16 protein-coding genes and 1 pseudogene are annotated in these 25,604 nt (G+C 71.1%); 8 read left to right on the forward strand and 9 right to left on the reverse strand.

From position 1 onward, the window contains the following. Positions 1–140 precede the first annotated feature (140 nt). Positions 141–1,631, reverse strand: a complete 1,491-nt coding sequence (locus ACFYPH_RS24570; protein WP_363940346.1) for a catalase — start codon at positions 1,629–1,631, stop codon at positions 141–143. 232 nt (positions 1,632–1,863) lie between these two features. Between ACFYPH_RS24570 and ACFYPH_RS24575 the strand changes: the two genes are divergently transcribed. From ACFYPH_RS24575 to ACFYPH_RS24595, 5 genes are all read left to right on the forward strand, one after another. Then, positions 1,864–2,463, forward strand: a complete 600-nt coding sequence (locus ACFYPH_RS24575; protein WP_354856988.1) for a hypothetical protein — start codon at positions 1,864–1,866, stop codon at positions 2,461–2,463. Positions 2,464–2,474: 11 nt separating this feature from the next. After that, positions 2,475–3,602, forward strand: coding sequence for a hypothetical protein (locus ACFYPH_RS24580; protein WP_354856986.1), 1,128 nt, complete (start codon positions 2,475–2,477; stop codon positions 3,600–3,602). Positions 3,603–3,828: 226 nt separating this feature from the next. Beyond that, on the forward strand, positions 3,829–5,487 hold the full coding sequence (locus ACFYPH_RS24585; protein ID WP_387184921.1) for a sodium:solute symporter family protein: 1,659 nt from the start codon (positions 3,829–3,831) through the stop codon (positions 5,485–5,487). A 14-nt stretch (positions 5,488–5,501) separates the two neighbouring features. Further along, entirely contained in the window at positions 5,502–5,810 is a 309-nt protein-coding gene (locus ACFYPH_RS24590) for a hypothetical protein (protein ID WP_354856983.1), read from the forward strand. Between the two features lie 118 nt (positions 5,811–5,928). Beyond that, positions 5,929–6,312: a hypothetical protein gene (locus ACFYPH_RS24595; RefSeq protein WP_354856981.1), complete on the forward strand. Its 384-nt coding sequence runs from the start codon at positions 5,929–5,931 to the stop codon at positions 6,310–6,312. A 122-nt stretch (positions 6,313–6,434) separates the two neighbouring features. Here ACFYPH_RS24595 and ACFYPH_RS24600 read toward each other — a convergent pair whose 3' ends face one another. Beyond that, complete coding sequence (locus tag ACFYPH_RS24600; protein ID WP_387184925.1) at positions 6,435–8,240, reverse strand: glycoside hydrolase family 6 protein; 1,806 nt, start codon at positions 8,238–8,240, stop codon at positions 6,435–6,437. 590 nt (positions 8,241–8,830) lie between these two features. On the opposite strand from ACFYPH_RS24600, the gene ACFYPH_RS24605 reads away from it, so the two are divergent. Then, the gene (locus tag ACFYPH_RS24605) at positions 8,831–10,282 is read left to right on the forward strand and encodes a hypothetical protein (RefSeq protein ID WP_387184928.1); all 1,452 of its coding nucleotides are present in this window, start codon (positions 8,831–8,833) and stop codon (positions 10,280–10,282) included. 1 nt (position 10,283) lies between these two features. Then, positions 10,284–10,991, forward strand: a complete 708-nt coding sequence (locus ACFYPH_RS24610) for a class F sortase (RefSeq protein WP_354856974.1) — start codon at positions 10,284–10,286, stop codon at positions 10,989–10,991. A 72-nt stretch (positions 10,992–11,063) separates the two neighbouring features. On the opposite strand, the gene ACFYPH_RS24615 is transcribed toward ACFYPH_RS24610, so the two are convergent. Beyond that, complete coding sequence (locus tag ACFYPH_RS24615) at positions 11,064–16,145, reverse strand: NAD-glutamate dehydrogenase (RefSeq protein ID WP_387184931.1); 5,082 nt, start codon at positions 16,143–16,145, stop codon at positions 11,064–11,066. A 286-nt stretch (positions 16,146–16,431) separates the two neighbouring features. On the opposite strand from ACFYPH_RS24615, the gene ACFYPH_RS24620 reads away from it, so the two are divergent. After that, complete coding sequence (locus ACFYPH_RS24620) at positions 16,432–18,396, forward strand: penicillin-binding transpeptidase domain-containing protein (RefSeq protein WP_363940469.1); 1,965 nt, start codon at positions 16,432–16,434, stop codon at positions 18,394–18,396. Between the two features lie 573 nt (positions 18,397–18,969). On the opposite strand, the pseudogene ACFYPH_RS24625 reads toward ACFYPH_RS24620, so the two are convergent. From ACFYPH_RS24625 to ACFYPH_RS24650, 6 genes and pseudogenes are all read right to left on the reverse strand, one after another. Further along, positions 18,970–19,936, reverse strand: a pseudogene (locus tag ACFYPH_RS24625) (arginase family protein); the annotation flags it as partial. An 85-nt stretch (positions 19,937–20,021) separates the two neighbouring features. Continuing rightward, positions 20,022–20,945, reverse strand: coding sequence for a tetratricopeptide repeat protein (locus tag ACFYPH_RS24630; protein WP_387184934.1), 924 nt, complete (start codon positions 20,943–20,945; stop codon positions 20,022–20,024). Between the two features lie 163 nt (positions 20,946–21,108). Continuing rightward, entirely contained in the window at positions 21,109–22,797 is a 1,689-nt protein-coding gene (locus ACFYPH_RS24635) for a methylmalonyl-CoA mutase (RefSeq protein ID WP_387184937.1), read from the reverse strand. A gap of 95 nt (positions 22,798–22,892) precedes the next feature. Then, positions 22,893–23,303, reverse strand: a complete 411-nt coding sequence (locus ACFYPH_RS24640; protein WP_355066050.1) for an Asp23/Gls24 family envelope stress response protein — start codon at positions 23,301–23,303, stop codon at positions 22,893–22,895. 94 nt (positions 23,304–23,397) lie between these two features. Next, positions 23,398–24,402, reverse strand: a complete 1,005-nt coding sequence (gene meaB, locus ACFYPH_RS24645; protein WP_387184940.1) for a methylmalonyl Co-A mutase-associated GTPase MeaB — start codon at positions 24,400–24,402, stop codon at positions 23,398–23,400. Further along, complete coding sequence (locus ACFYPH_RS24650) at positions 24,399–25,598, reverse strand: acetyl-CoA C-acetyltransferase (RefSeq protein ID WP_354856959.1); 1,200 nt, start codon at positions 25,596–25,598, stop codon at positions 24,399–24,401. Before ACFYPH_RS24650 ends, meaB begins: the two co-directional genes overlap by 4 nt. Between the last annotated feature and the right edge of the window lie 6 nt (positions 25,599–25,604).

A 25,604-nucleotide genomic window follows, 5' to 3' on the forward strand; every position in this document is an offset into this window, starting at 1 on the left:
CCTTGGGCAGGATACGTAATCGCGCCCGGTTGCACTACCGCCTGTCGCGCCGACATCGACGCTGCGGAACGCGCCTGCGCCCCGGCACGACGAGCGCCCCACCGGTGACCGGTGGGGCGCTCGTGCCGGCGCGGTACGGATCAGACGTGGTCGGCGATGCCGAGCCCTTCGGCGACGCGGCGGCCGTAGCTCGCGTCGCACTGGCTGAAGTGCCAGACCATCTTCTCCTGGATGTGCTTGTCACACTGGGCCAGCAGCGTGGTCAGGTTGTGCACCAGGTCGTCGCGCTCGGCGTCCGTCATCTCGCGGAAGCGCCGGCCGGCCTGCGCGTAGTTGTCCTGCCGCTCGATCGGGGCCTTCATGACGTGCCCCGAGACGAAGGGCCGGTACTCCCGGTAGGACTCGTCGGCCTCCTGGAGACCGGCCACCGAGGACGGCTCGAAGTTGATGTGCGGGTTGCCACCACGGTTGTCCACCCCGTACGACATCTGGCCGCCGCCCTGGTTGGTGCTGACCTGGACGTCCTCGCGCGGCCGGTTCACCGGGAGTTGGAGATAGTTCGGGCCGACCCGGTAGCGCTGGGTGTCCGAGTAGGAGAAGGTCCGCCCGACGAGCATCTTGTCGTCGGAGAAGTCGATCCCGTCGACCAGCACGCCGGTGCCGAAGGCGATCTGCTCGTTCTCGTTGTGGTGGTCGGTGATGTTGCGGTTGAGCGTCATCATGCCGACCGGCAGGTAGGGGAACTGCTCCTCCGGCCAGATCTTGGTGTCGTCGAGCGGGTCGAAGTCCAGCTCGGGATGCTCGTCGTCGCTCATGATCTGCACGTTGAGCTCCCACTGCGGGTACTCACCGCGCTCGATCGCCTCGTACAGGTCCTTCGAGGCGTGGCCCAGCTCGGTGGCCTGAATCGCATCCGCCTCGGCCTGGGTCAGGTTGTGCTCGCCCTGCTGGGTCAGCCAGTGGAACTTGACCAGCGCGCCCTCGCCCTGGGCGTTCACGAAACGGTAGGTGTTCACGCCGGACCCGCGCATGGTGCGGTAGTTCCGCGGGATGCCGTACGGGGAGAAGAGCCAGGTCAGCATGTGCATCGACTCGGGTGTATTGGACATGAAGTCGAAGATGCGGTTCGGCTCCTGGCGGAAGGTCACCGGGTCGGGCTTCAGCGAGTGGATCACGTCGGGGAACTTGATCGCGTCGCGGATGAAGAAGACCTGGAGGTTGTTGCCGACCAGGTCCCAGTTGCCGTCCTGGGTGCGGAACTTGACCGCGAAGCCGCGCGGGTCGCGGGCGGCCTCGGAGGAGTCCCGGCCACCGATGACGGTGGAGAAGCGGATGGTGACCGGGGTCTTCGCGCCCCTGGTCTGGAACAGTTTGGCCCGGGTGTACGTGGCCGCCGGCACGTCGCCGATCGTCCCGTACGCCTCGAACTCACCGTGCGCGACGAAGCCGCGCGCGTGCACCACCCGCTCCGGGATGCGCTCCCGGTCGAAGTGGCTGATCTTCTCCAGGAAGTGGTAGTTCTCCAGCGTGGCTGGCCCGCGTGAGCCGACCGTCCGTTGCTGCTGGTTGTTGTGCACGGGGTGACCCTGGCGGGTGGTGAGGGTCGGCCTGTCGGCCTGCGGGTCGCTCATCGGTCTCCTCCGGATGCGTGGTGCGGCGGGCCTGACCGGTCCCGGGGTGGCCGGGCCGGGTCGCTCGCGGGGCGTACGGCGGACACCACCCACCCAAGCGCGTTATCTGGAATGAGTCAAATTTTCGCCTCGAATTGTGGCGACACCCGACCAGGACCGGTGAGGAAAGTGCCTCGGATCGGGATTGGCGATCAGTACGCGGAGGGAATACCAGGTGACGAAGGAGGAGCCCATGTCGCCCACGCAGATAATCGTCATCGTGCTCGTCGTGCTGGTGATCGTCGCGGCGCTCGCCGTGGCCGTCCGGACGATCGGCCGTCGCCGCGCGCTGCGCAGCCGGTTCGGGCCGGAGTACGACCGGGTGGTGCAGGAGCAGGACAGCCGGTCCGCCGCGGAGCGCGAGCTGCGCGACCGGGAACGCCGGCACGCCGAGCTCACGCTCACCCCGCTCAGCCCGGAGTCGCGGGCCCGTTACGCCGCCGCCTGGGAAGAGCTCCAGATCCGCTTCATCGACTCGCCGGGCGAGACCGTGGGGGACGCGGACGAACTGGTCACCCGGCTCATCGAGGAGCAGGGCTATCCGACCGGGGACTTCTCCGACCAGATCGCCCACCTCTCCGTCGAGCACGCCCGCACGCTGACCAACTACCGGGACGCGCACGAGATCCACCTCCGCAACTCCCGGGGCGAGGCGAGCACCGAGGAGCTGCGCCAGGCGGTCGTGCACTACCGGGCTCTCTTCGCCGACCTGCTCGGCGAGGAACCGGTCGGTCAGCGCACGACCGAACAGGGTTCCCACCCGGACACTCCGCACGACGCCACGAGCCGCTGAGGAGGCCACCGATGCGCCACGAAGAGCAGCAGGTGAGCAACGACCATCCGGAGGCTGTCCGGTCCGCACCGGTGCCGGTGCCGCCGACCGCCGACCGGGCCGCCCGCTCGGACGTACCCGAGGACGCCCTGGACGACCGGGGCACCTTCGACGATCCGACCACCGACGACGAGCGGGCCACTGACCACGACCCGGCCACCGACCACGAGCGGGCCAACGGCACCGACCCGGGAGCGTTCCAGGACCGGGCCGACGACGACCGGACCGACGACGAGTGGGCCGACGACGACCGGGCCGACGACACCGACCGCCGGAACCGGCCCGACGACGAGGGTGGCTTCCACGAGCCGGGGCCGCTCCCGACCGCCTTCGGCGCCACCACGGTGGCCGACGCGGTGGCGGCGTCCGCACTGGCGAGCCCGAACCCGCAGGACCAGCCGGATCCGCGGGCCGAGCGGACCGCCCAGCCGGGCGACGGCGCCGAGGACGGCGAGCGGGAGGGTCTGCGCGCCGACCCCACCGCCGAACTGCACCGCCGTGACGGCGTTCCGGAGACCGACCGGGACGCCGCACCGGCGACCGACGAGGACGCCGACCTGAACGGCGACGGCCGGCGCGCGGACACCGAGACCTCCGCGGGCACCGTCGTCGCCGCGGACAGCACGGACGGTGCGCCCGAGCGGCGCGGCGACCTGACCGACTGGGCCGGCGATCCCGACGCGGCGACCGCGGGCGCGGCCGGCTATGGCAGCGCGTCTCCGGAGATGGTCGACCCGGACGCCGACGCCGAACCGGTCACCACCGGGGCGGCCGGCGCCTCCCTGGAATCCGCCGGGACGTCGCGGCCCGCCGGTTCGACAGTCGCCGCCGAACCGGCCACGCTCCTCGACGGGGACACCGCACAGGGATTCCGGGACCGCTGGCGGGACGTGCAGCTGCGTTTCGTCGACGATCCGCACGCCGCGGCCGGTGAGGCGCAGGCCCTCGTGGAGGAGGCCATCCAGGCTCTCGCCTCGGCACTGGCCGCGCAGAAGAACACCCTGGGCGGGTGGCAGGACGCCGGCTCGGCGGACACCGAGCAGCTGCGGATGGCCGTCCGCAACTACCGGGACTTCCTGGACCGCGTACTGGGTCGCTGAGGCGGCTCGATCGACGGGGCGCTCCGGCCTGCCGGCCGGGGCGCCCCTCGGCGTCCTGAGGGGTGGCGGCTGAGTGCTCGAGACCGGCCAGTCGCACGCCGAAGGCCAAGCCGCCCGAGCGGGCGCGAACGCAGCGGAGCGGACGTGCAGGCATGAAACCTCGCGGAGCGGGTAATAGGGCGCGCGCATCGAATCCGGTGTCAACGTCGGGACGAGGGGTGACGGGATGGACGGCGGCGGTCTGCGGCTCAATATGAACGGGCTGGACTACCTGATCCTTGCGCTGTACTTCGTCACCGTCCTCGGGGTGGGCTTCGCCGCCCGGCGGGCGATCCGGACCAGCGTCGACTTCTTCCTCTCCGGCCGCTCCCTGCCGGCCTGGGTGACCGGCCTCGCGTTCGTCTCCGCGAACCTGGGTGCGCTGGAGATCATCGGCATGGCGGCGAACGGCGCCCAGTACGGCGTCATGACGGTCCACTACTACTGGATCGGCGCGGTGCCGGCGATGGTCTTCCTGGGCATCGTGATGATGCCCTTCTACTACGGGTCCAAGGTCCGCAGCGTGCCCGAGTACCTGCGGCTGCGCTTCAACCGACCGACCCACCTGCTGAACGCGCTCAGCTTCGCCGTCGCCCAGGTGCTGATCGCCGGCGTGAACCTCTACGCGCTGGCCCTGGTCATGCAGGCGCTGCTCGGCTGGCCGCTCTGGACCGCGATCGTGGTGGGCGCGGCGATCGTGCTGGCGTACATCACCATCGGTGGCCTGTCCGGGGCGATCTACAACGAGGTGCTCCAGTTCTTCGTCATCCTGGCCGGCCTCATCCCGGTCACCGTGATCGGTCTGGTCAAGGTCGGCGGCGTGGACGGGCTGATGGACGCGGTCCGCGACTCCAAGCTCGGCGAGGCGGGTCTGCACGCCTGGCAGGACACCGCCAGCACCGACAACCCGCTCGGCGCGCAGTGGATCGGCATCGTGTTCGGCCTCGGCTTCGTGCTCTCGTTCGGCTACTGGACGACGAACTTCGCCGAGGTGCAGCGCGCGCTGTCGGCGAAGAACATGAGCGCCGCCCGGCGTACGCCGATCATCGCCGCGTACCCGAAGCTGTTCATCCCCCTGGTCACGATCATCCCCGGCCTCGTCGCCCTCGTGACGGTGAAGGGGCTCGGCGCGGAGAAGGGCGACCTGCAGTACAACAACGCCATTCCGCTGCTCATGCGGGACCTGCTGCCCAACGGCGTGCTCGGGGTGGCGGTCACCGGCCTGCTCGCGTCGTTCATGGCCGGCATGGCGGCCAACGTGAGCGGCTTCAACACCGTCTTCACCTACGACATCTGGCAGGCGTACGTCCGCCGCGGCCGGTCCGACGAGTACTACCTGCGCATCGGTCGGTGGGCGACGGTCGCCGCCGTGGTGATCGGCATCGGGACGGCGTTCATCGCGTCCGGGTTCAGCAACATCATGAACTACATCCAGGCGCTCTTCTCGCTGTTCAACGCGCCGCTGTTCGCCACGTTCATCATCGGCATGTTCTGGAAGCGGATGAGCGCGCTGGCCGGTTTCTGGTCGCTGCTGCTCGGCACGCTGGCGTCGCTGGCGACCTACCTGCTCTACAAGGGCGGCGTGATCGACTTCAACTCCGACCTGGAGGAGAGCTTCTGGGGCGCCGGCATCGCGTTCGTCACCGTGGCGGTGGTCGCCGCGATCCTCACCCCGCTCACCGCGCCCAAGCGCGACGAGGAGCTGCGCGGGCTGGTCTACGGCATGGGCGGCGTCGACCTGAAGGGCGACGTGCTCGCCGGGGACGCCGTCTGGTACCGCTCCCCCGTGCTGCTGGGCGTGATCGCGGTCGCGCTCGCCGCCCTCTTCTACATCCCGGTCTTCTAGAAAGGAGTCGGCAGATGAGCAACGACGGCCAGCCGGCGCAGGACCCGTTGATCGACGAGACGCAGGCCGAGGAGCGCCGCTCCGCCGCCGCCCGACTGTTCGACATCCGTCGGGTGATCGGTGGCCTCTTCGTGGCGTACGGGATCATCGTGACGCTGATCGGCGTCTTCGACAGCCGGGCCGAGATCGACAAGGCCGAGGGTGTCCGCATCAACCTGTGGGCCGGGCTCGTGATGCTCGCCTTCGGCCTGCTCATGCTGCTCTGGCAGTGGCTGCGCCCGGCCGAGGCGCCGACCCCGAACGAGCAGCAGCCCGACAGCTGACCTCAGGCCCGCCGCGCCGGCGCCGTCCACACGGACGGCGCCGGCGTCGCGCATGGGCTCTCGCGCACGGGGTACGCGAGGGGGATCAGGCAACGTGTCGGACACAGGAGGCAGCACCATGACCGATCGCGACCGCCGACCGCTGGAGGAGAGCCCGCAAACGGCCGCTGCGGTGGACGACGACAGCACCGTCCCGCAGCTGCGGACCGGAGGCGGGCCCGACCGTGACACGCCGACCTTCACCGAGCCCCGCGATCGGCCGGCGGACCTCGCTCCGGACACCGACGACCTGATCGGCGACCCGTACGCCGCCGGCACCGGCGCCACCGGAACGGGCACCGGCGCGGGCGGCGACAACATCCGTACCGGGGCCGAGCAGCCCTGGGAGCCGGAGGACCTGGTGATGGCCCGCGGGCAGGACCTCACGCCGGAGAACCTGGACAAGGCCCGTCGCGACCTGGCCGAGCAGGGCCGCGCGGCGATCGAGCGCATCGTGCCCTGACCGGGGCGGACAAAGGGGGGTCCCCGGCCCGACCGTACTGGTCGGACCGGGGACCCCGGGAAACCTGCCGCCGGCAGTGCCTCACCTACTGCCGGCGGCGGGTTGGCGCGTGAGCTACCCGATCAGAGAGCCGGGTACGCGTTGCGCATCAGCTCCTGGAACTGAGCCGAGAACCACGCACCGGAGATCGGCGCGTCCGGCAGGGCGCCGGTCGGGCTGTTGCCGTTGCGGGCGTTGCCGCCGTACGTCGGGTCGCACATCCGGTCGAAGCCCTTGCCCTCGTTGTTCGGGATCTCCTTGCTGGAGCCGTCCGACTCACCCGGGGGCTTCACCCAGACGTAGGCGTCGATACCCGTGGCCGGGTTCGCCCGGGGCCGCTCACCGAGACCGGCACCGGCCTGGTTGCACCAGTTGCCGGCGTGGGCCCGGCGGTCGATCCGACCACCGTTGACGTACGTGTCGACGCTTGTCGTCGCACCCGGGCCGGTGGGCCGGTTGGCGCCGCCCCAGCCGTTGCGGGAGGTGTCGATCAGCATGCCGATGTTGGAGTTGAAGCCGACCGAGATCAGCTTGGTACGGAACGCCTGGGCGAAGGACAGCTCGTCGACGTAGAAGTTCCAGTCGACCCACTTGGACTGCCGCACCGTCTGGCCGTTCACGGTGTCGGTGATCTTGAAGTACGGCTCCTGCAGCGCCGAGTAGTTCGCGGTGTTGGTGATGAAGCCGTGCACGTTGTTGACCGTGCTGCCGGAGGCGACCGCGGCGGTCTTCAGGATGTCGGCGGTCGGGCCGAAGTTGCTGTCCCAACCGAGCCAGCCGTGGTGCCCGGCGTCGATGTAGTTGTAGACGTTGCCGATCGCGCCCAGCTTGGCGAGGGCGTAGCCGACGCCGTTCACGTACGCGCCGTTGGCCTTGACCGTGTCACACATGACCGTGCCGCCGGCCTGACCGGACGTGTTGGTCACCAGGTTCGGCAGCGAGTCGATCTCGATGACGTTGATGATCCGCAGGTTCCGGTACTTCGAGTCGCTCTGGATCGCGGCGATCGGGTCGATGTACTCGGCCTTGTACCGGGGCAGGTCGTTCGGGCCCAGCTCACCGTTGGAGGCGAGCGCCGAGCAGTCCCGGCCGGGCAGGTTGTAGATCACGAACTGGATGTAGCCGGCGCCCTGGCGCAGCGCCTCGTCCAGGTGCTCCCGCACCCCGAACGCGCCGTTCGAGCTGCTGTTCGGAGTGCCGTTGATGGCGGCGATCCGGTCCAGCCAGACGGCGGTGGGGTTGTTCGAGACCCGGCTTCCACCCGGCTCGGCATCCGCCTTGGCCTTCCACTCCGGGTTCACGTACCCGCGCACACCGGCGTACGGGTTGTCGACCTTGGTGCCCGGCGGAGTCGTGGTCGGCGGGGCCGTGGTGGGCGGGGCCGTGGTCGGCGGCGCCGTGGTCGGCGGCGCCGTGGTCGGCGGGGCCGTGGTCGGCGGCGGGGTGGTCGGGTTACCGGTGCCACCGTTGCAGACCACACCGTTCAGGGTGAACGAGGTCGGCTTCGGGTTGCTGCCGCTCCACGCGCCGTTGAACCCGATGTTCGTCGACGCACCATTGGCGAGGGTGCCGTTGTAGGACAAGCTCCGGGCGGTGACCTGGTTGCCGGACTGGGTGTAGGTGGCCGACCAGCCCTGCTGCACCCGCTGGCTGGAGTTGGGGAAGGTCCAGCCGAGCGTCCAACCGTTGACCGGGTCGCCGAGGTTCTTGATGGTGATGTTGGCGGTGAAGCCGCCCTGCCAGTCATTGGTCGTGTACGCGATGTCGCACTGCGTCGCGGCCTGCGCCGCGGTGACCGGGATTGTCACCAGCCCGCCGGCGACCAGAACGCCCGCGCCTGCGAGCGCGAGGGTCCGGCGTGGGCCGGACAGCCTTCTCCACACATTCATGCCACTGATCTCCTTGGGCGAGACCGGGCTCGCGTACGGCCCGGCGAGACGGCCCGGCGGGCGTCCTGCACGGACGGCCTCCGGCGCCACGGGATTCATTGGGGGGTGCCCGACCCGGACGGGCGGTGGTGGTTGGTGGTGATTGGCCGGCGCGACACCGACCGCTCGGCGGCCGGTTGTCGTCCGGCGAACCGGATGCCCTCGACGACCTGCCTGCGCGGTGTGGCTCCCCGAACCGCGTGCGCCGATTCTTGCATGGGAGCGCTTCCATGGCAATGGCTCGATGCGCGGCCTGCCCTCGACTCGGACGATACCCCCGAGCAGCGCGAGCGGCACCTGCCGTCCGTTACCGGGATGACCGCCGCGGGTCGAGCACTGCGGGTCGGCAACAGCGCGGTGCGTACGCAAGGTCCTGCGGGACCCGAGACGGCACTACGGGCCGCGAAAGCCCCGTAGCACTCCTTTGCTACTTACTATTAGTAAAGGTGAGAACACGAATCTTTCACTTGATAAGTCATGAAACGGTCTAACGTCGGTCTTAGCTCGGTTGTCGCCGAGCTCAGGACAACAGGGATGGAGTGACGCAGGTCATGGCTAAGAAGATGCTCGGGAAGGTCGTTGCGGGCGCCGCACTCGGCGGCGCGTCGCTCCTGGTGTTCGCGCCGGGGATCGCGTTCGCTGACGGGCACCACGACGACGACGGCAAGGTCTTCGCCAAGCCGCACGTCGTGAAGGCCGGCGACGAGGTCAAGCTCCTCGAGATCTGCCCGGATCGGCAGGAGCACGCGTTCGTGTGGTCCAAGGTCACCGGCAAGGTCAAGCTCAAGCCGGTACGGGACGACCGGGGCGAGGACCGCGGCGAGTGGAGCGAGGAGGAGGACTCCTACGACCACGACGACAAGGGCAAGGACGAGCACGGCAAGGACGAGCAGGGCAAGGACGAGCACGGCAGGGACGAGCAGGGCAAGGACGAGCACGGCAAGGACGACAAGGGCAAGGACCACGAGGGCAAGGACGAGAACGGCAAGGACGAGCACGGCGAGGACGAGCACGGCAAGGACGAGCACGGCAAGGACGACAAGGGCAAGGACCACGAGGGCAAGGACGAGAACGGCAAGGACGAGCACGGCGACGACGAGTCGCAGCCGTCCGCCGATGACGCCCAGCCCGGTGGCCAGGGCGGCGGCGCTGCCGCCGACGCCTCCCGCGACGAGGACAGCAAGGACTGGACGGGCGAGGAGCACGGCCAGGACGCGGACGACAGCCGCGACAAGAAGGACTGGGAGTCCAAGGACGAGGACAAGAAGGACTGGGAGTCCAAGGACGAGGACAAGAAGGACTGGGAGTCCAAGGACGAAGACAAGAAGGACTCGGACTCCAAGGACAAGGACAAGAAGGACTGGGAGTCCAAGGACGAAGACAAGAAGGACTCGGACTCCAAGGACAAGGACAAGAAGGACTCGGAGTCCAAGGACGAAGACAAGAAGGACTGGGACTCCAAGGGCAACGAGTACGGCTCGGACGACGAGTACGGCTCCGACAAGGGCCGCGAGTACAGCTCCGACAAGGGCCGCGAGTACGGCTCCGACAAGGGCTGGGAGTCCAAGGGCCACGAGTACGGCTCCGACGACGAGTACGGCTCCGACAAGGGCCACGAGTACGGCTCGGACGACGAGTACGGCTCGGACAAGGGCTGGGAGTCCAAGGGCCACGAATACGGCTCGGACGACGAGTACGGCTCCGACAAGGGCCGCGACCACGGCAAGGGCGAGGACGGCTGGGAGCACGAGCGCGAGTTCGTGTACTACGGCGAGGCCAAGGTCGACAAGGACGCCCGGCCGGGTCGCTACGAGCTCAAGGGCTCGTGCGGCGAGGGCGAACTGGTCGTGCTGCCCCACGGTGGGGTCGACGGCGGTGACGGCGGCGTCAGCACCGGCACCGACCGTGGTCTGGCCACCGGTGGCGCGAGCCTGCTCGGCGCTGCCGCGCTGGGCGGGATCGTTCTGATGCGTCGTCGGCGGACCGATGGTTCCCTCGTCTGACGTGACGGCGACACGGGCCGGCGGCCGTCACGGGAGACCGTGGCGCGCCGCCGGCGCGGCCGTCGTCGTCACCCTGGCCATGATCGGCGCCGGCATGATCGGCGCCTCGTTGCAGACCGGGCCCGCTCCCCGCCCTCCGCAGCCGCTCGCCCAGGCCGGCCCCGAGGTCCCCGGGCCGACGGTCACCGGGAACGACGCCACGGCGCCGGACGATGGGGAGCACGCCGCGCAGGGCGACATTCCCGTCGGGCTGAACCGGGCTGCCCCGAGCACCATCGAGATCCCCCGCATCGGCGTCAACGCGACGATCATGTCGCTCGGCACCAACCCGGACGGCACCGTGCAGGTCCCCCCGTTGGAGCAGGCCGACCAGGCTGGCTGGTACGAACCGGGCCCGAGCCCCGGTGAGACCGGCAACGCGGTCATCGTCGGGCACGTGGACTCGGCGAAGCTCGGCCCGGCCGTGTTCTTCGACCTCGGCTCTCTCGTGCCCGGCGACACGATCACGGTGCAGCGGGCGGACGGCCAGCCGGCGACGTTCCGGGTCGACTCGGTGAAGGCGTACCCGAAGACGTCCTTCCCCACCGAGCTGGTGTACGGGCCGAACGACCGGCCCGGCCTGCGGGTGGTCACCTGCGGCGGCCAGTTCGACGAGGCGGCCAAGAGCTACCAGGACAACGTGGTCGTCTTCGCCACCCTGGCGGCGTGAGGCGGACGAACACGGACGCGGCCCGGCCGGTCGGGGTCACCCGATCGGCCGGACCGCGTCCGGCGTACCGAATCAGGCCGCGGCGGAGGTCCGCACCAGGGTGCGGATCTGGCGCAGCAGCACGGACAGGGCTGCGAGATCCGCCCGCGACTCGTCGAACTCCCCCATCGCCCGGCGGGCCCGGTGGATCGACGTGGCGTTCGACTGCTCCCACTGCTGCACCCGCTCGTGCGGCGGCTGATCCTCCGGGGTGGAGTCGAGCACCTCCGCCGTGAGCGCGGCCAGCGCGGCGTACAGGTCGTAGCGCAGCGCCATCCGCGCGAGGGTCTGCCAGCGGTCCTCGCGCGGCAGCAGGGAGATCTTCGACAGCAGCGAGTCCACCCGGAACAGGTCGGAGAGCACGAAGTAGACCGAGGCCACCTCGCTGACGTCCCGTCCGCTGCGGGTCGCGGTCTCCACGACGTCCAGCAGGCCGAAGCTGTACATCAGCCGGGTCGCCTGCTCCGCCAGCTCGCGGGGCAGCCCACGGTCGGTCATCGAGTCGATGTGCGCCTCGATGGCCTGCCGCTCGCCGCCGTAGAACAGCTCCTCCAGCCCCGGCAGGAGCCGGGCCACCCCGTCGCGCAGCCGGGAGATCTCGGTCGGCACGTCGATCGGCGAGCGCCGGTTGGTGACCAGCCAGCGCACCGCCCGGTCGAGCAGCCGGCGGGTGTCCAGGTAGACACTGGTCTGCAACTCGGGCGCGACCTTGTTGTCCAGCGCCTCCACCGCGTCCCACAGGTTCCGCAGGCCGAACACCTCGCTGACCACCACGTACGCCCGGATCACGTCCGCCGCGCTGGCCGCGGTCTCCTCGACGACCCGGAAGACGAACGAGATGCCGCCCCGGTTGATCGCCTCGTTGACCAGCACGGTGGTGACGATGTCCCGACGCAGCCGGTGCCGGCCCATCCGGTCGGCGAACCGCTCGCGCATCGGCGTCGGGAAGTAGTTGACCAGGACCTCGGTCGTCCACTCCTCGTCGGCCAACCCCTCGGTGAGGATCTCCCGTTCCAGGACGATCTTCACGTACGCGAGCAGCACCGCGAACTCCGGCGCGGTCAGTCCGGACTCGCTGCGGACCGCCAGCTCCTCGTCCGGAGGCAACGCCTCCAGCGCCCGGTCCAACCCGCCCGACCGCTCCAGCTCGTTGATCATCCGGCGGTGCACCGGGAGCAGCGAGGCGGCCTGGGCCTGGGCGTTGTTGATCGCCCGAGCCTGGTCGTAGTTGTCCCGCAGCACCAGCTCCGCGACCTCGTCGGTCATCCCGGCCAGCAGCTCGTCCCGCTCGGCGGTGGTCAGCTCACCGTCGGCCACCGCGGTGTTCAGCAGGATCTTGATGTTCACCTCGTGGTCGGAGGTGTCCACGCCGGCCGCGTTGTCGATGAAGTCGGTGTAGATCCGGCCGCCGGTCAACGCGTACTCGATCCGGCCGAGCTGGGTCCAGCCCAGGTTGCCGCCCTCGCCCGCCACCCGGCAGCGCAGGCTGCGCCCGTCCACCCGGATCGCGTCGTTGGACTTGTCGCCCACCTCCGCGTTGGTCTGGGTGGACGCCTTGACGTACGTGCCGATGCCGCCGTTCCAGAACAGGTCCACCGGAGCGGTGACGATCGCCTTCATCAGCTCCTGCGGCGAGAGCTGGGTGACGTCGTCGTCGAGGCCGATCGCCGCCCGGACCTGCGGCGTGATCGGAATCGACTTCGCGGTACGCGGGACGATGCCGCCCCCGGCCGAGATCAGCTCGGGGTTGTAGTCCTCCCACGACGAGCGGGGCAGGTCGAACAGTCGACGACGCTCCGCGTACGAGGTGGCCGCGTCCGGATCGGGGTCGAGGAAGATGTGCCGGTGGTCGAACGCGGCCACCAGCCGGATGTGCTCGGAGAGCAGCATCCCGTTGCCGAAGACGTCCCCGGACATGTCGCCGACGCCGACGACTGTGAAGTCCTGGGTCTGGGTGTCCAGGCCCAGCTCGCGGAAGTGCCGCTTGACCGACTCCCACGCCCCCCGGGCAGTGATGCCCATCTTCTTGTGGTCGTAGCCGGCGGAACCGCCGGAGGCGAACGCGTCGCCCAGCCAGAAGTTGTGCGCCAGGGAGATCTCGTTGGCGATGTCGGAGAACGTCGCCGTCCCCTTGTCCGCCGCCACCACGAGGTACGGGTCGTCGCCGTCGTGCCGGACCACGTCCTCGGGCGGCACGATCTGCCCGCTGACGATGTTGTCGGTGACGTCCAGCATCGCGCCGACGAACTCCTGGTAGCAGGCGACCGCCTCGTCCCGGTCGCCCGGCTTCTGCTTCAGCACGAAGCCGCCCTTGGCACCCACCGGCACGATCACGGTGTTCTTCACCATCTGCGCCTTGACCAGGCCCAGCACCTCGGTGCGGAAGTCCTCGCGACGGTCGGACCAGCGCAACCCGCCCCGGGCCACCGGCCCGAACCGCAGGTGCACGCCCTCGAACCGCGGCGAGTAGACGAAGATCTCGAACTTCGGCCGGGGCGCCGGCAGGTCCGGGATGGCCTGCGGGTCGAGCTTGAACGCCACGTACGCCTTCGGCCGCCCGCCGACCGGCTTCTGGTAGAAGCTGGTCCGCAGCGTCGCCTCGATCAGCGTGAGGTACGAGCGCAGGATCCGGTCCTGGTCGAGGCTCGCCACGTCGTCCAGCGCGCCTCGGATCGTCTCCACCAACTCGCCGCTGCGCTGCTGCCGCTGCTCGGCGGTCAGCTCGCCCGGCGCGAAGCGCGTCTCGAACAGCTCCACCAACAGGGTGGCGAGCTTCGGGTACGCGATGAAGGTCTGCTCCATGTAGTCCTGCGAGAAGACCGTGCCGGCCTGCCGCAGGTACTTCGCGTACGCCCGCAGCACCACCACCTGCCGCCAGGTCAGCCCGGCGCGCAGCACCAGCTCGTTGAACCGGTCCACCTCGGCCTCGCCACGCCACGCCGCCGCGAACGCGTTCTCCACGTGTGGGCGCACCTCGGACAGCTCGTGGTGCCCCTCGGGCAGCCTGAGGCCGAAGTCGTACAGGTAGACCCGACCGTCGATCCGGTCCACCTCGTACGGGTGCTCGTCGACCACGCGGACGCCGAGCGAGTGCAGCACCGGGAGCACGGCGGAGAGCATCATCGGCTCGCCGTACCGGTAGACCTTGAACCGGACGTCCATCGCCTCGGCCAAATCGGCCCCCGGCATCCGGGTGCCCGGCCGAGGGGCCAACTGCTTGCGGAACAGGTGCATCTCCAGCTGACCGGGCTCCTCCAGCAGCTCCAGCTTCGCCAGATCCTTCATCGCCTCGTACGGCGTGTGCCCGTCCTTGTAGCCCTCCGGGAACGCGTCGGCGTACCGGGTGAACAGGTGCTTGGCCTGCTCGTCGCCGAGCTTGCGTTCCAGCACCAGCCGGTAGTCGTCGTCCCAGAGCCGGGTGGCGTCGGCCAGCTCCTCGGCCAGCAGGTCGGCGTCGATGTCGCCGGGCGGCCGGGTCGGGTCGGTACGGACGATGAAGTGCACCCGAGCCAGCATCGACTCGGTGACCCGGGTCGTGTAATCCACCCCGACGCCGTTCAGCTCACGCAGCAGGATGTCCTGCATGCGCAGCCGGTTCTGGGTGGTGAACCGGTCCCGGGGAAGGTAGATCAGGCAGGAGATGAACCGCCCGTACGCGTCGCGGCGCAGGAACACCCGCAGCTGCCGGCGGCCCGCCATCCGCAGCACGCCGATCACCGCGTGGTACAGGTCGTCGGTCTTGATCTGGAACAGCTCGTCGCGCGGGTAGGTCTCCAGGATCTGCAGCAGATCCTTGCCGGAGTGGCTGCGCCGGCTCAGGCCGGAGCGGTCGAGCACCTCCGCGACCTTACGACGCACCACCGGCAGCTCCCGGACGCTGGTCCGGTATGCCGCGGTGGAGAACAGGCCCAAAAAGCGCCGCTCCCCGATGACCTCGCCCTCGGAGTTGAAGATCTTGAACCCGATGTAGTCCAGGTACGCCGAGCGGTGCACGGTGGCCCGCGAGTTGGCCTTGGTGATGATGAGCAGGCGCTTCTCCAGCACCTTCTCGTGTGCCTCGTGCGTCATCGACGACAGCGACCGGGCCTCCGGGGAGTCCGAGCGCAGGATGCCCAGGCCGGTGCCGAGCACCGCCTCCAGTGCCTTGCCGTCCACCTGGTCGGCGGGGTTCCCGTCCGGGGCGTCCACCAGGCGGTACTCGCGGTAGCCGAGGAACGTGAAGTGGTCGTGCGCCAGCCAGCGCAGCAGCTCCACCGAGTCGGTGATGTCCTTCTCCGGCACCGGCGGACGGTTGTCCGAGGTGCGGGCCGAGGCCAGCTCGTCGGCGAGCGCGAGCGCACGCTGACGCATCTTCGGCCAGTCCTCCACGGCCTCCCGCACGTCGGTGAGCACCCGTTGCAGCTCACGGCGCAGCCGGTCGCGTTCGGCGGCGTCCCGGACCGGGTCGATCTCGATCCGCATCCAGCTCTCGATGATGTCGCCGGCGATCGCGTCGTCCGGCTCCACGTCCGCCGAGACCTCGGTGAGCCGGCCCAGCGGCTCGCGCCGGACCACCACCAGCGGGTGCACCAGCAGATGCACGTCCAGGTGGTACGAGTTGAGCAGCGCGGTCACCGAGTCGACCAGAAACGGCATGTCGTCGGTGACGATCTCGACAACGGTGTGGTGCTGGTCGGCGTGCGGCTCGTGGATCCGCAGCTTCAACTCGCCGGGCACCCGCTGCTGGGCCAGGTCCCGGTGCGCCCGGGCCGCGTCGAGCATTTCCTCCGCCGTGAAGCCGACCAGCTCCTCGTCCGGGGCGAACCGCCAGAAGCGACCGACCAGGGTCGCCGCGTCGTGGTCGTCCCCGGCGAGCGCGACAGCCTGGGCCACCAGGCGCTCCGCGTTGGGGACCGGTTCGTCGAGCTCGGCATCCTCCACGTCGTCGGCCAACGCCTCGGTCGGCAGGCCCAGATCGTAGATGGTGTCGATGCTCGACCCGGTCAGCCCCGTGACGCCCGTGTCGAGCCGGCCGTAGCCGTCCCCGTCGGTCGCCGAATCGAAGCTGTCGTCGTCCCGGCCGGAGTCATCCTGCCGGAGGTCGGGTTCCGGTTTGATCGCCGGACGCCGGTCCATCGGTGCCACTCCCCTCGACCCACCGCGTTGTGGGTCACTCTGCCGCCCAGCGTAGGCCTGCCGTTTCGCGCCTTGGTCGGCGGACCACTGGCCGGACGTCCGGATCCGGACTTTGTCCTTTCACCCGTTGCGGGTCCGAGGTTGGCCGGTTGCGGGATACCCCGCCCCGCGATGTTCATCACACCGGCCCGGCCCGTCTTTCCGCACGTCGAGCGCCACACGGGACGTTGGGGACACCCTTCGCGTACTACCGTGCAGGGCAGCCCGAGACCGGAAGGACCGCTTCATGACCTTGTCCTACCCCCGGCCCCACCGGCCGAACCGCGCCCGACGGGTCGCCGCGCTCACTGCGACCCTGCTCACCGCTGGCGTCCTGGCGGCGTGCTCCGGCGACGACGGGCCGGAGCACAGCGCCGACGCCTTCCTCGCCGGCTGGCGCAGTGGCGACCTGCAGGCGGTCGCGATGGTCGACACGACCGGTGCCAAAATGCCGGCGGCCGAGGTGACCAAGGAGATCAAGGAGCTGTCCGGCGAGTTGGCGGCCACCCCGCCCACCCTGACCCGGCAGGGCGAGCCGAAGATCACCAAGAACATCGCGACCACGACGATCCGGGTCGACTGGCCCCTGCCGGGCCAGACCCACTGGACGTACGACCGGGAGCTGCGGCTCGTCCAGGGCGACGACGACCAGTGGCAGGTGATGTGGGAGCCGCGGGTGATCCACGAGCAGCTCACCAAGGGCGACCGGCTGGGGCTGCGCCGCGACACCGGCCCCCGGGCGGGCCTGCTGGACGCGGCCGGCAAGCCGATCGTGGCGCCCCGCCAGGTGGTGCGGGTGGGTGTGCAGCCGAACCAGGTCACCGACATCAAGAAGCTGGTCAAGGATCTCGACGCGGCCTTCAAGGCGATCCGCCCGGCCCTGGTTCCCGCCGTCGACCTGGCCGACCTGCCGAAGCGGGTGGCCGAGGCCGACCCGGGCGCGCTCGTCGAGGTCGTGACCCTACGCGAGGACGCGTACCGGCAGATCAAGCCGCGGATCTACGACCTGCCCGGCACCAAGTTCGTCTCCGACAAGCTCGACCTGGCGCCGACCCGGGAGTTCGCCCGCGCGCTGCTCGGCTCGGTCGACCCGGCGCAGGCCGACGACCTCGCCGCCCACCCGGACCGGTACGTCGCCGGCGACCTGGTCGGGCACGGCGGGTTGCAGGGCCGCTACGACGAGCGGCTGCGCGGCGCCCCCGGTCTGACGGTCGTCGTCGAGCGGCCCGCCGAGGACGGCAAGCTGGCAGCCACCGGCACCGAACTGTTCCACCGGGAGCCGCAGCCCGGTCAGGCGCTGAAGACCACCCTGGACGTGGCCACCCAGAACGCGGCCGACGCAGCCCTGCGCGCGGAGCCGCGCCGAGCCGCCCTGGTGGCGGTACGCATCAAGGACGGCGCGGTGCTCGCCGCCGCCAACGGTCCCGGGCCGGCCGGCGAGAACCTGGCCTTCACCGCCCAGGTGCCGCCGGGCTCCACGTTCAAGATGGTCAGTGCGCTGGGTCTGCTGGACCGGGGCGCGGTCACCCTGGACGGGCCGGTGGAGTGCAAGAAGACCTTCACCGTCGATGGCCGGTCCTTCAAGAACTCGGACAACTTCGAGTTGGGCTCGGTGCCGTTCCGCACCGACTTCGCCAAGTCCTGCAACACGGCTTTCGCCTCGTTGGCCCCGAAGCTCGGCGGTGACGGGCTGGCCGCCGCCGGCCGCTCGCTGGGCCTGGAGGGGCAGTGGGATCTCGGCACGGACGCCTTCACCGGCAAGGTGTCGACCGGCGGCAGCCTGGCCGAGCAGGCCGCCGCGTCGTTCGGCCAGGGCACCACGCTGGTCAGCCCCCTGGCCATGGCCGGCGCCACCGCGGCCGTCGCCCGGGGCCGCTTCGAGCAGCCGAAGCTGCTGGTCGACCCGGCACCGGCCAAGCCGGCCCCGCCCGGCGAGCAGCTGAAGCCCGAGTCCGTCGCGGCGCTGCGCACGATGATGCGCGAGGTGGTCACCGCCGGCACCGGGAGCGCGCTCAAGGACGTTCCGGGCGGCGAGGTGTACGGCAAGACCGGCACCGCCGAGTACGACGACAACCCGGCCCACACGCACGCCTGGTTCGTCGGCTGGCGGGGTGACGTCGCGTTCGCCGTGTTCGTGGAGAAGGGCGGGGCCAGCACCGCCTCAGCCGTCCCGATCGCCGAGCGCTTCCTCCGGGCCCTGCCCGCCACCTGACCCGCCGCACGCCGCTGGTCGCCACCCGCGCCCAGCGGTGATCCACCCGGTTCCGCGGAAACCGGGGTGTCCAGGCCATCCGGACACCCCGGTTTCGCTGATTCCGGGGTGGATCGCGGCGAGGTGGGCCGGGACCGGATCAGGCGGAGTCGGCTTCGTGCCTCTCCGGCGGGGTCTCCGTCGGCGGGGAGGGTCGTCGGAGCAGACCCGGGCCGGCCGACGCGGGCGGACCGACCGGTTCGCGCTCGACCGTGGCCGCGATCTGGGCCGCGAGGCCGGATGGCTCGGCTGGGGCCCGCCCGCCCGCGCCGGGTGGCGCCACCGCCGGCGCGACGCCGTCAGCCACCGCACCGTCAGCCACCGCGCCGATCGACGAACGGACGCCGGAGGGACCGACGCCGGCAGACCCGACGCCCGGGGGCTGGCTGCCGGAGGCGTCGCCATCGGAAAGGTCGTCGCCGCCGCGCTCGTCGACCCGATCGGGGCCGTCGCGCCCGGCGAGGCGCGCGGCACGATCGAGCCCATCACGCCCGGCGAGCCGCTCGCTGGCGGTCGCGGCCCGGCCGTTGCCTCGCCGCGGGGAGGGCGTGGGCCGGGGCGACAGCAGTCGGGGTGGCACCGCCTCCGGGGCGGTGACCGGGGCCAGGCCGGCGACCACGGTGTTGACGATCTCGGCGGCGTACGAGCCGTCCGGGTCGTAGTCGGGGTCGAAGACGGTCAGCTCGACGCCGAGGCAGTGTGGGGTGTCGACCAGGCCGGCGAGCAGGATCTCCAGCTCGGCGAAGGCGATGCCACCCGGGTCGGGGGCGTCCACGGCCGGCATCACCGCCGGGTCGAGCACGTCGACGTCGATGTGCACCCAGTAGCCCGCGCAGTCGGCGAGCTGCTCGTGCGCCCACTGGGCCGTCCGGGCGGCGCCCTCGGCGCGCAGCGCCGGCACCGGTCGGGTGGTGATGCCCGCGGCCTGGAGGTCGAGGCGGTACTCGTCCTGCGCCCGGATGCCGAGCACCACCACGTCGATGTCGCGGAAGTAGGGTCGACGGCCCTCCAGCGCGGCCAGGTCGGCCTGCCCGCGCCCGGTGACGAGGGCCAGGTCCTCCCCGGCGGCCGCGCCGACGTACGAGGCGTTGCCGGGGTGCCGGAAGTCGGAGTGCCCGTCGACGAAGACCAACCCGATCCGCCCGCCGACCGCCTCACCGAGGCGGTGCATGGCCAGCGCGGAGCCGAGCAGCACGGAGCAGTCGCCGCCCAGCACCACCGGGAACTCGCCCCGGTCGATGATCGAGCCGACCCGCTCGGCGAGGGCGAGGGAGTAGTCGGCGATCTCCCGGGCGTGGCACACGCCGTCACCGGGCCGCCAGTCGCCGGGGTCGTACCGGGGTGGGGTGACGCAGCCGGCGTCCCGGGCCCGCAGCCGGGCCAGCAGGTCGTGGTCGCGCAACGCGCCGGGCGCCTTGGCGCAGCCCGGCACGGAGGTGGACGTCGGCGGTCGCAGGCCGAGATTTGTCGGCGCGTCGAGGACGGCGATCCGGCGCATCATGAGCTCCCGTCCTCGGTGGTCGGGCGGGCCGGCGAAACGCCGGCCCGCGCTGGCGTACTACGAACTCACGATCCGTGCGGCGAACTCAGAACAGGGCGCTGGCCAGGGCCCGTCGGGCCGAGGCGACCGCCGGGTCGTCCGGGGCGGCGATGGAGAACAGCGACACCAGGTGCTGGCGGACCGTCTCACGGTCCTCACCGGCGGTCCGCCGGACCAGGCCGACGAGCCGGGCGTACGCCTGCTCGGCCAGGCCGCTGAGCACCTCGATGTCGGCGGCCAGCAGTTGGGCCGCGACGTCGTCGGGGGCGCTCTCGGCGGCGGCGAGCGCGGTGGCCGGGTCGGCGCCGGCCACCCGGCGGGCCACGCCGACCTGGGCCAGGCCCGCCGTGGCCGCGGCGTCCGCCGGGGCGTCGGCGAGGATCTTGCGGTACGCCTGCTCGGCGGCGTCCAGGTCGCCGCTCATGAGCGCGTCGTCCGCCTCGTCGAGGCGCGGGTCCTCCGGTTCGGCGACGGCCACGCCACCGGCCTTGAGCACCGCCTGGATCCACTGGCGGAGTTGGGCCTCGGGCACCACACCGGAGAAGGCGTCGATCGGCTGGCCGCCGACGACCGCGTAGACCATGGGGATGCCCTGGACCCGGAACATCTGGGCGATCCGCGGGTTTTCCTGCACGTCGACCCGGGCGAGCACCCAGGTGCCACCGCTCTCGGCGGCCAGCCGCTCCAGCACCGGGGCGAACTCGTCGCTCTCCGGGAAGCCGGCCGCACCGAAGAAGACGATGACGGGCATGGCCATCGACCGTTCGAGCACATCGGCCTGGATGGTCGCCTCGGTGACGTCGACGATGGCGGCGTTGCCGCCGGCGGTCTGCGCGCCGGGCACGCCGGCGGACGGGCCGCCCTGCGGGGGTGTGCCGGGGCGGGTACTGGCTGGTGCGGGGCCGCGCAGCGTGCTGAGGTCGACCGCGCCGCGGGTGAAGATCGACGAGGTGATCCGTGGGTCGCTCATGGTTACCTAGTCTCGCACGCGAGCCCGGAATCCCGGCTCACCCACAACTGCGACGTTGCGACTCTCACGCCCCATTCCACCCCCGGCGATCGGGCAGTTCCGCCGCCGAGACGGGGCGTCCGTCCGGCAGCGACCGCGCGATCGACGGGGGTGGTGGTATGGGTCAGAAACGGGCGGGTTCGCGGTAGGTGCCCCACTCGGCCCGGAGGGCGTCGCAGATCTCGCCCAGGGTCGCCTCGGCGCGGACCGCGTCGAGCATGGCGGGGACCATGTTCTCGTCGGTGCGGCTGGCCTCGACCATCCGGGCGACCGCGGCCTTGACCGCGGCGTCGTCCCGTCCGGCCTTGCGCTCGGCGAGCACCCGGCGCTGCTCCAGCTCCACCTCGTGCGAGATGCGCAGGATCTCCAGCTCCTTGGCGACCGTGCCGGTGTGGCAGTTGACGCCGACGATCTTCTTGTCGCCCTTCTCCAGGGCCTGCTGGTAGACGAATGCCGACTCGGCGATGTGCCCGGTGAACCAGCCGTCCTCGATACCGCGCAGGATGCCGGAGGTCATCGGGCCGATCTGGTGCGGCGCGTCGCCGCCGAGCTGCCGGATCCGGGCGAAGATCTCCTCCGCCTCGGCCTCGATCTTGTCGGTCAGCGCCTCGACGTACCAGGAGCCGCCGAGCGGGTCGGCCACGTTGACCACCCCGGTCTCCTCCATCAGCACCTGCTGGGTACGCAGGGCGATCTCGGCGGACTCGTCGGTGGGCAGCGCCAGGGTCTCGTCCAGCGCGTTGGTGTGCAGCGAGTTCGTTCCGCCGAGCACCGCCGCGAGCGCCTCGACGGCGGTGCGTACGACGTTGTTGACCGGCTGCTGGGCGGTCAGCGACACCCCGGCGGTCTGTGTGTGGAACCGCAGCCAGAGGGCCTTCTCGCTGGTCGCGCCGTAGACGTCGCGCAGCCAGCGGGCCCAGATCCGGCGGGCGGCGCGGAACTTGGCGATCTCCTCGAAAAAGTCGAGGTGCGAGTCGAAGAAGAAGCTCAGCCCCGGCGCGAAGACGTTCACGTCCAGGCCGCGCGAGAGGCCCAGCTCCACGTAGCCGAAACCGTCGGCCAGGGTGTACGCCAGCTCCTGCGCGGCGGTCGAGCCGGCCTCGCGGATGTGGTAGCCGGAGACCGACAGCGGCTTGTAGCGCGGGATCTCCGCCGCGCAGTACTCCATCAGGTCGCCGATCAGGCGCAGGTGCGGCTCGGGGTCGAAGAGCCACTCCTTCTGCGCGATGTACTCCTTGAAGATGTCGGTCTGCAGCGTGCCGTCCAGCTTGGACAGGTCGGCGCCCTGCCGCTCGGCGGCCACCAGGTACATGCAGAACACCGGCACGGCCGGGCCGGAGATGGTCATCGAGGTGGTGACGTCGGCCAGGTCGATGCCGTCGAAGAGCGCCTGCATGTCGGTGGCGGTGTCGATGGCGACGCCGCAGTGGCCGACCTCGCCGAGCGCCTGCGGGTCGTCCGAGTCGCGGCCCATCAGCGTCGGCATGTCGAACGCGACCGACAGGCCGCCACCGCCGGCGCCGAGGATCATCTTGTACCGCTCGTTGGTCTGCTGGGCGTTGCCGAAGCCGGCGAACTGCCGGATCGTCCAGGTCCGCCCGCGGTAGCCGGTCGGATGAAGACCCCGGGTGTACGGGTACTCGCCCGGCCAGCCGATCCGCTCGAAGCCCGGGTACGCGCTGCCCTCAGGCGGCCCGTAGACCGGCTCCACCGGCATCCCGGAGAGCGTGGTGAAGTCGGCGTCCCGCTTGCGCGCGGAGTCGTACCGGGCCTGCCAGCGTGCCCGTCCGGCGTCGATCTCGTCGGCGTCCATGCGCAGGGCTCCTCCTCGGTTCCTCGACTGCACGTCGAGTGTAGAGCCCTGGCCTGAACGATCGCTAAGTAAGCTCGTACCGACGGGTAACCAGGTCAGAGCGTGGGAGCGGCGGAAGCGCCCATCGCCACGTCGTCGACCCGGATGTTGACCTCGTCGACCCGCAGCCCGTACGCCTCGACGGCCTCGGTGACCCGGGCCCGCACCTGCCCGGTGATCTCCGGCACCGGCTGACCGGCCTCGATCACCAGCACCAGGTTGACCACGGCGGCGTCGCCGGTCACGTGTGCCGAGCAGCCCCGCCGGGCGTCGCCCACCTGGTCCAGCCCGACCCGGTCGAGGACGGAGTTGAAGAACCGGGCGACGTCGCCGCCCAGCTCGGCAACCCCGGGCACCGCGCGAGCCGCAGCGACGGCGATCTTCTCGATCACCTCGTCGGCGACCTGCGTCGTGCCGCCGGCCGGCGCCGTCGTCGCGCTCAGCTCCTGGGTCGCCTCGTGATCCATGCCCACTCCCCCTGCTCCTCACGCCGACCCCACCGCCGTGGGGCGGTGCGAGCCTACAAGGGTCGGGCAGCGCAGGGCTGTCCGGCGTGGACGGTCACCGGGCGAGCTGGGCGAGCAGGGTGTCCGCCGCCGCGTACGGGTCGAGACCACCCTCGGCCACCGTGGCGGCGAGCGTGCTCAGCTCCGTACCGTCGCGCAGTGAGCCGATCCTGGCGCGGAGGGCGCCGAGCGCGATGGCCTCGATCTCGGCGGCGGCCCGCGCCTCCTGGCGGCGGCGCAGCTCGCCGTGCTCGACCAGCCAGCCCCGGTGCTTGTCGATGGCGGCGGCGATGTCGTCGATGCCCTCGCCCCGGGCCGCGACCGACCGGACCACCTGAGGCCGCCACTGCCCCGGGCCGCGCTCACCCAGGGCGATCATGCCCTGGATGTCGCGGACGGTGGCGTCGACGCCGTCCCGGTCGGCCTTGTTGACCACGAACACGTCGGCGATCTCCAGGATGCCGGCCTTGACCGCCTGGATCGCGTCCCCCATGCCGGGGGCGAGCAGCACGAGCGTGGTGTCGGCCAGCGAGGCGACCTCCACCTCGGCCTGCCCGACGCCGACGGTCTCCACCAGCACCACGTCACAGCCGGCGCCCTCCAGCACGCGGACCGCCTGCGGTGTCGCCGCGGCCAGCCCGCCGAGGTGCCCGCGGCTGGACATCGACCGGATGTAGACGCCCGGATCGGTGGCGTGGTCCTGCATACGCACCCGGTCGCCGAGGATCGCCCCGCCGGTGAACGGGCTGGACGGGTCGACCGCCAGCACGCCGACCCGGTGCCCACGTGCCCGCAGCGCGCGGACCAGCTCGTTGGTGGTGGTGGACTTGCCCACCCCCGGCGAGCCGGTGAGCCCGACGACCTGGGCCTGCCCGGCGTACGGCGCCAACGCGGCGGCGATCGCCGGCAGCAGGGTGTCGCCGTTCTCCACCAGGGTGATCAGGCGGGCCACCGCACGGGGGTCACCGGTGCGGGCCCGCTCGACCAGCAGCGGCACGTCCCGGCTGCGGCGCACGGACGTGGGGGCCGCCGCCGGGACGCCCTCGATCGCATCGCTCACTGTGCAGCCGCTGCGCTTCCCGGCACGTGGATGATCAGCGCGTCGCCCTGGCCGCCGCCGCCGCAGAGAGCGGCCGCGCCGGTGCCGCCGCCGCGCCGCTTCAGCTCCAGGGCGAGGGTGAGGACGAGACGCGCACCGGACATGCCGATCGGGTGGCCCAGCGCGATCGCGCCGCCGTTGACGTTGACCTTGTCGGGGCTGATGCCGAGGTCGCGGGTGGACTGGATGCCGACCTGCGCGAACGCCTCGTTGATCTCGATGAGGTCCAGGTCCTCGACGCTCAGGCCGCCCTTCTTCAGGGCGTGGTTGATCGCGTTGGACGGCTGCGAGTGCAGGGAGTTGTCCGGGCCGGCGACGTTGCCGTGGGCACCGATCTCGGCCAGCCAGGTCAGGCCCAGCTCGTTGGCCTTGGCCTTGCTCATGACGACCACGGCGGCGGCGCCGTCGGAGATCGGCGAGGAACTGCCGGCGGTGATCGTGCCGTCCTTGGCGAAGGCGGGACGCAGCTTGGCCAGCGACTCGACGGTGGTGTCCGGGCGGATGCCCTCGTCGTCGCTGATCACCAGCGGGTCACCCTTGCGCTGCGGGATCAGCACCGGGGTGATCTCCTCGGCGAAGTGGCCGTTCTTCTGCGCGGCGGCGGCCCGCTGGTGGCTGGCCGCGGCGAAGGCGTCCTGCTCCTCGCGGGAGATGCCGTGCTTCGTGCCGAGCCGCTCGGTCGACTCGCCCATGGAGCAGCAGTCCCAGGCGTCGCTGAGCCCGTCGTGCGCCATGTGGTCCTTGACCACCACGTCGCCGTACTTGTAGCCGGTGCGCTGGCCCATCAGCAGGTGCGGGGCGTTGGTCATCGACTCCATGCCGCCGGCCACCACGATGTCGAACTCGCCGGCCCGGATGAGCTGGTCGGCCAGGGCGATCGCGTCCAGGCCGGAGAGGCAGACCTTGTTGATGGTCAGCGCCGGCACCGACATCGGCACGCCGGCCTCGACCGCCGCCTGCCGGGCCGGGATCTGCCCGGCGCCCGCCTGGAGCACCTGGCCCATGATCACGTACTGGACCTGGTCCGGGCTGACGCCGGCCCGCTCCAGGGCCGCCTTGATGGCGATCCCGCCGAGCTTGGTGGCCGGGAGGTCCTTGAGGTTGCCCAGCAGCCGCCCCATCGGGGTCCGCGCGCCGCTGACGATCACCGAAGCCATGCCTGC

This window comes from Micromonospora sp. NPDC005252, assembly GCF_042872475.1.
Lineage (GTDB): Bacteria > Actinomycetota > Actinomycetes > Mycobacteriales > Micromonosporaceae > Micromonospora.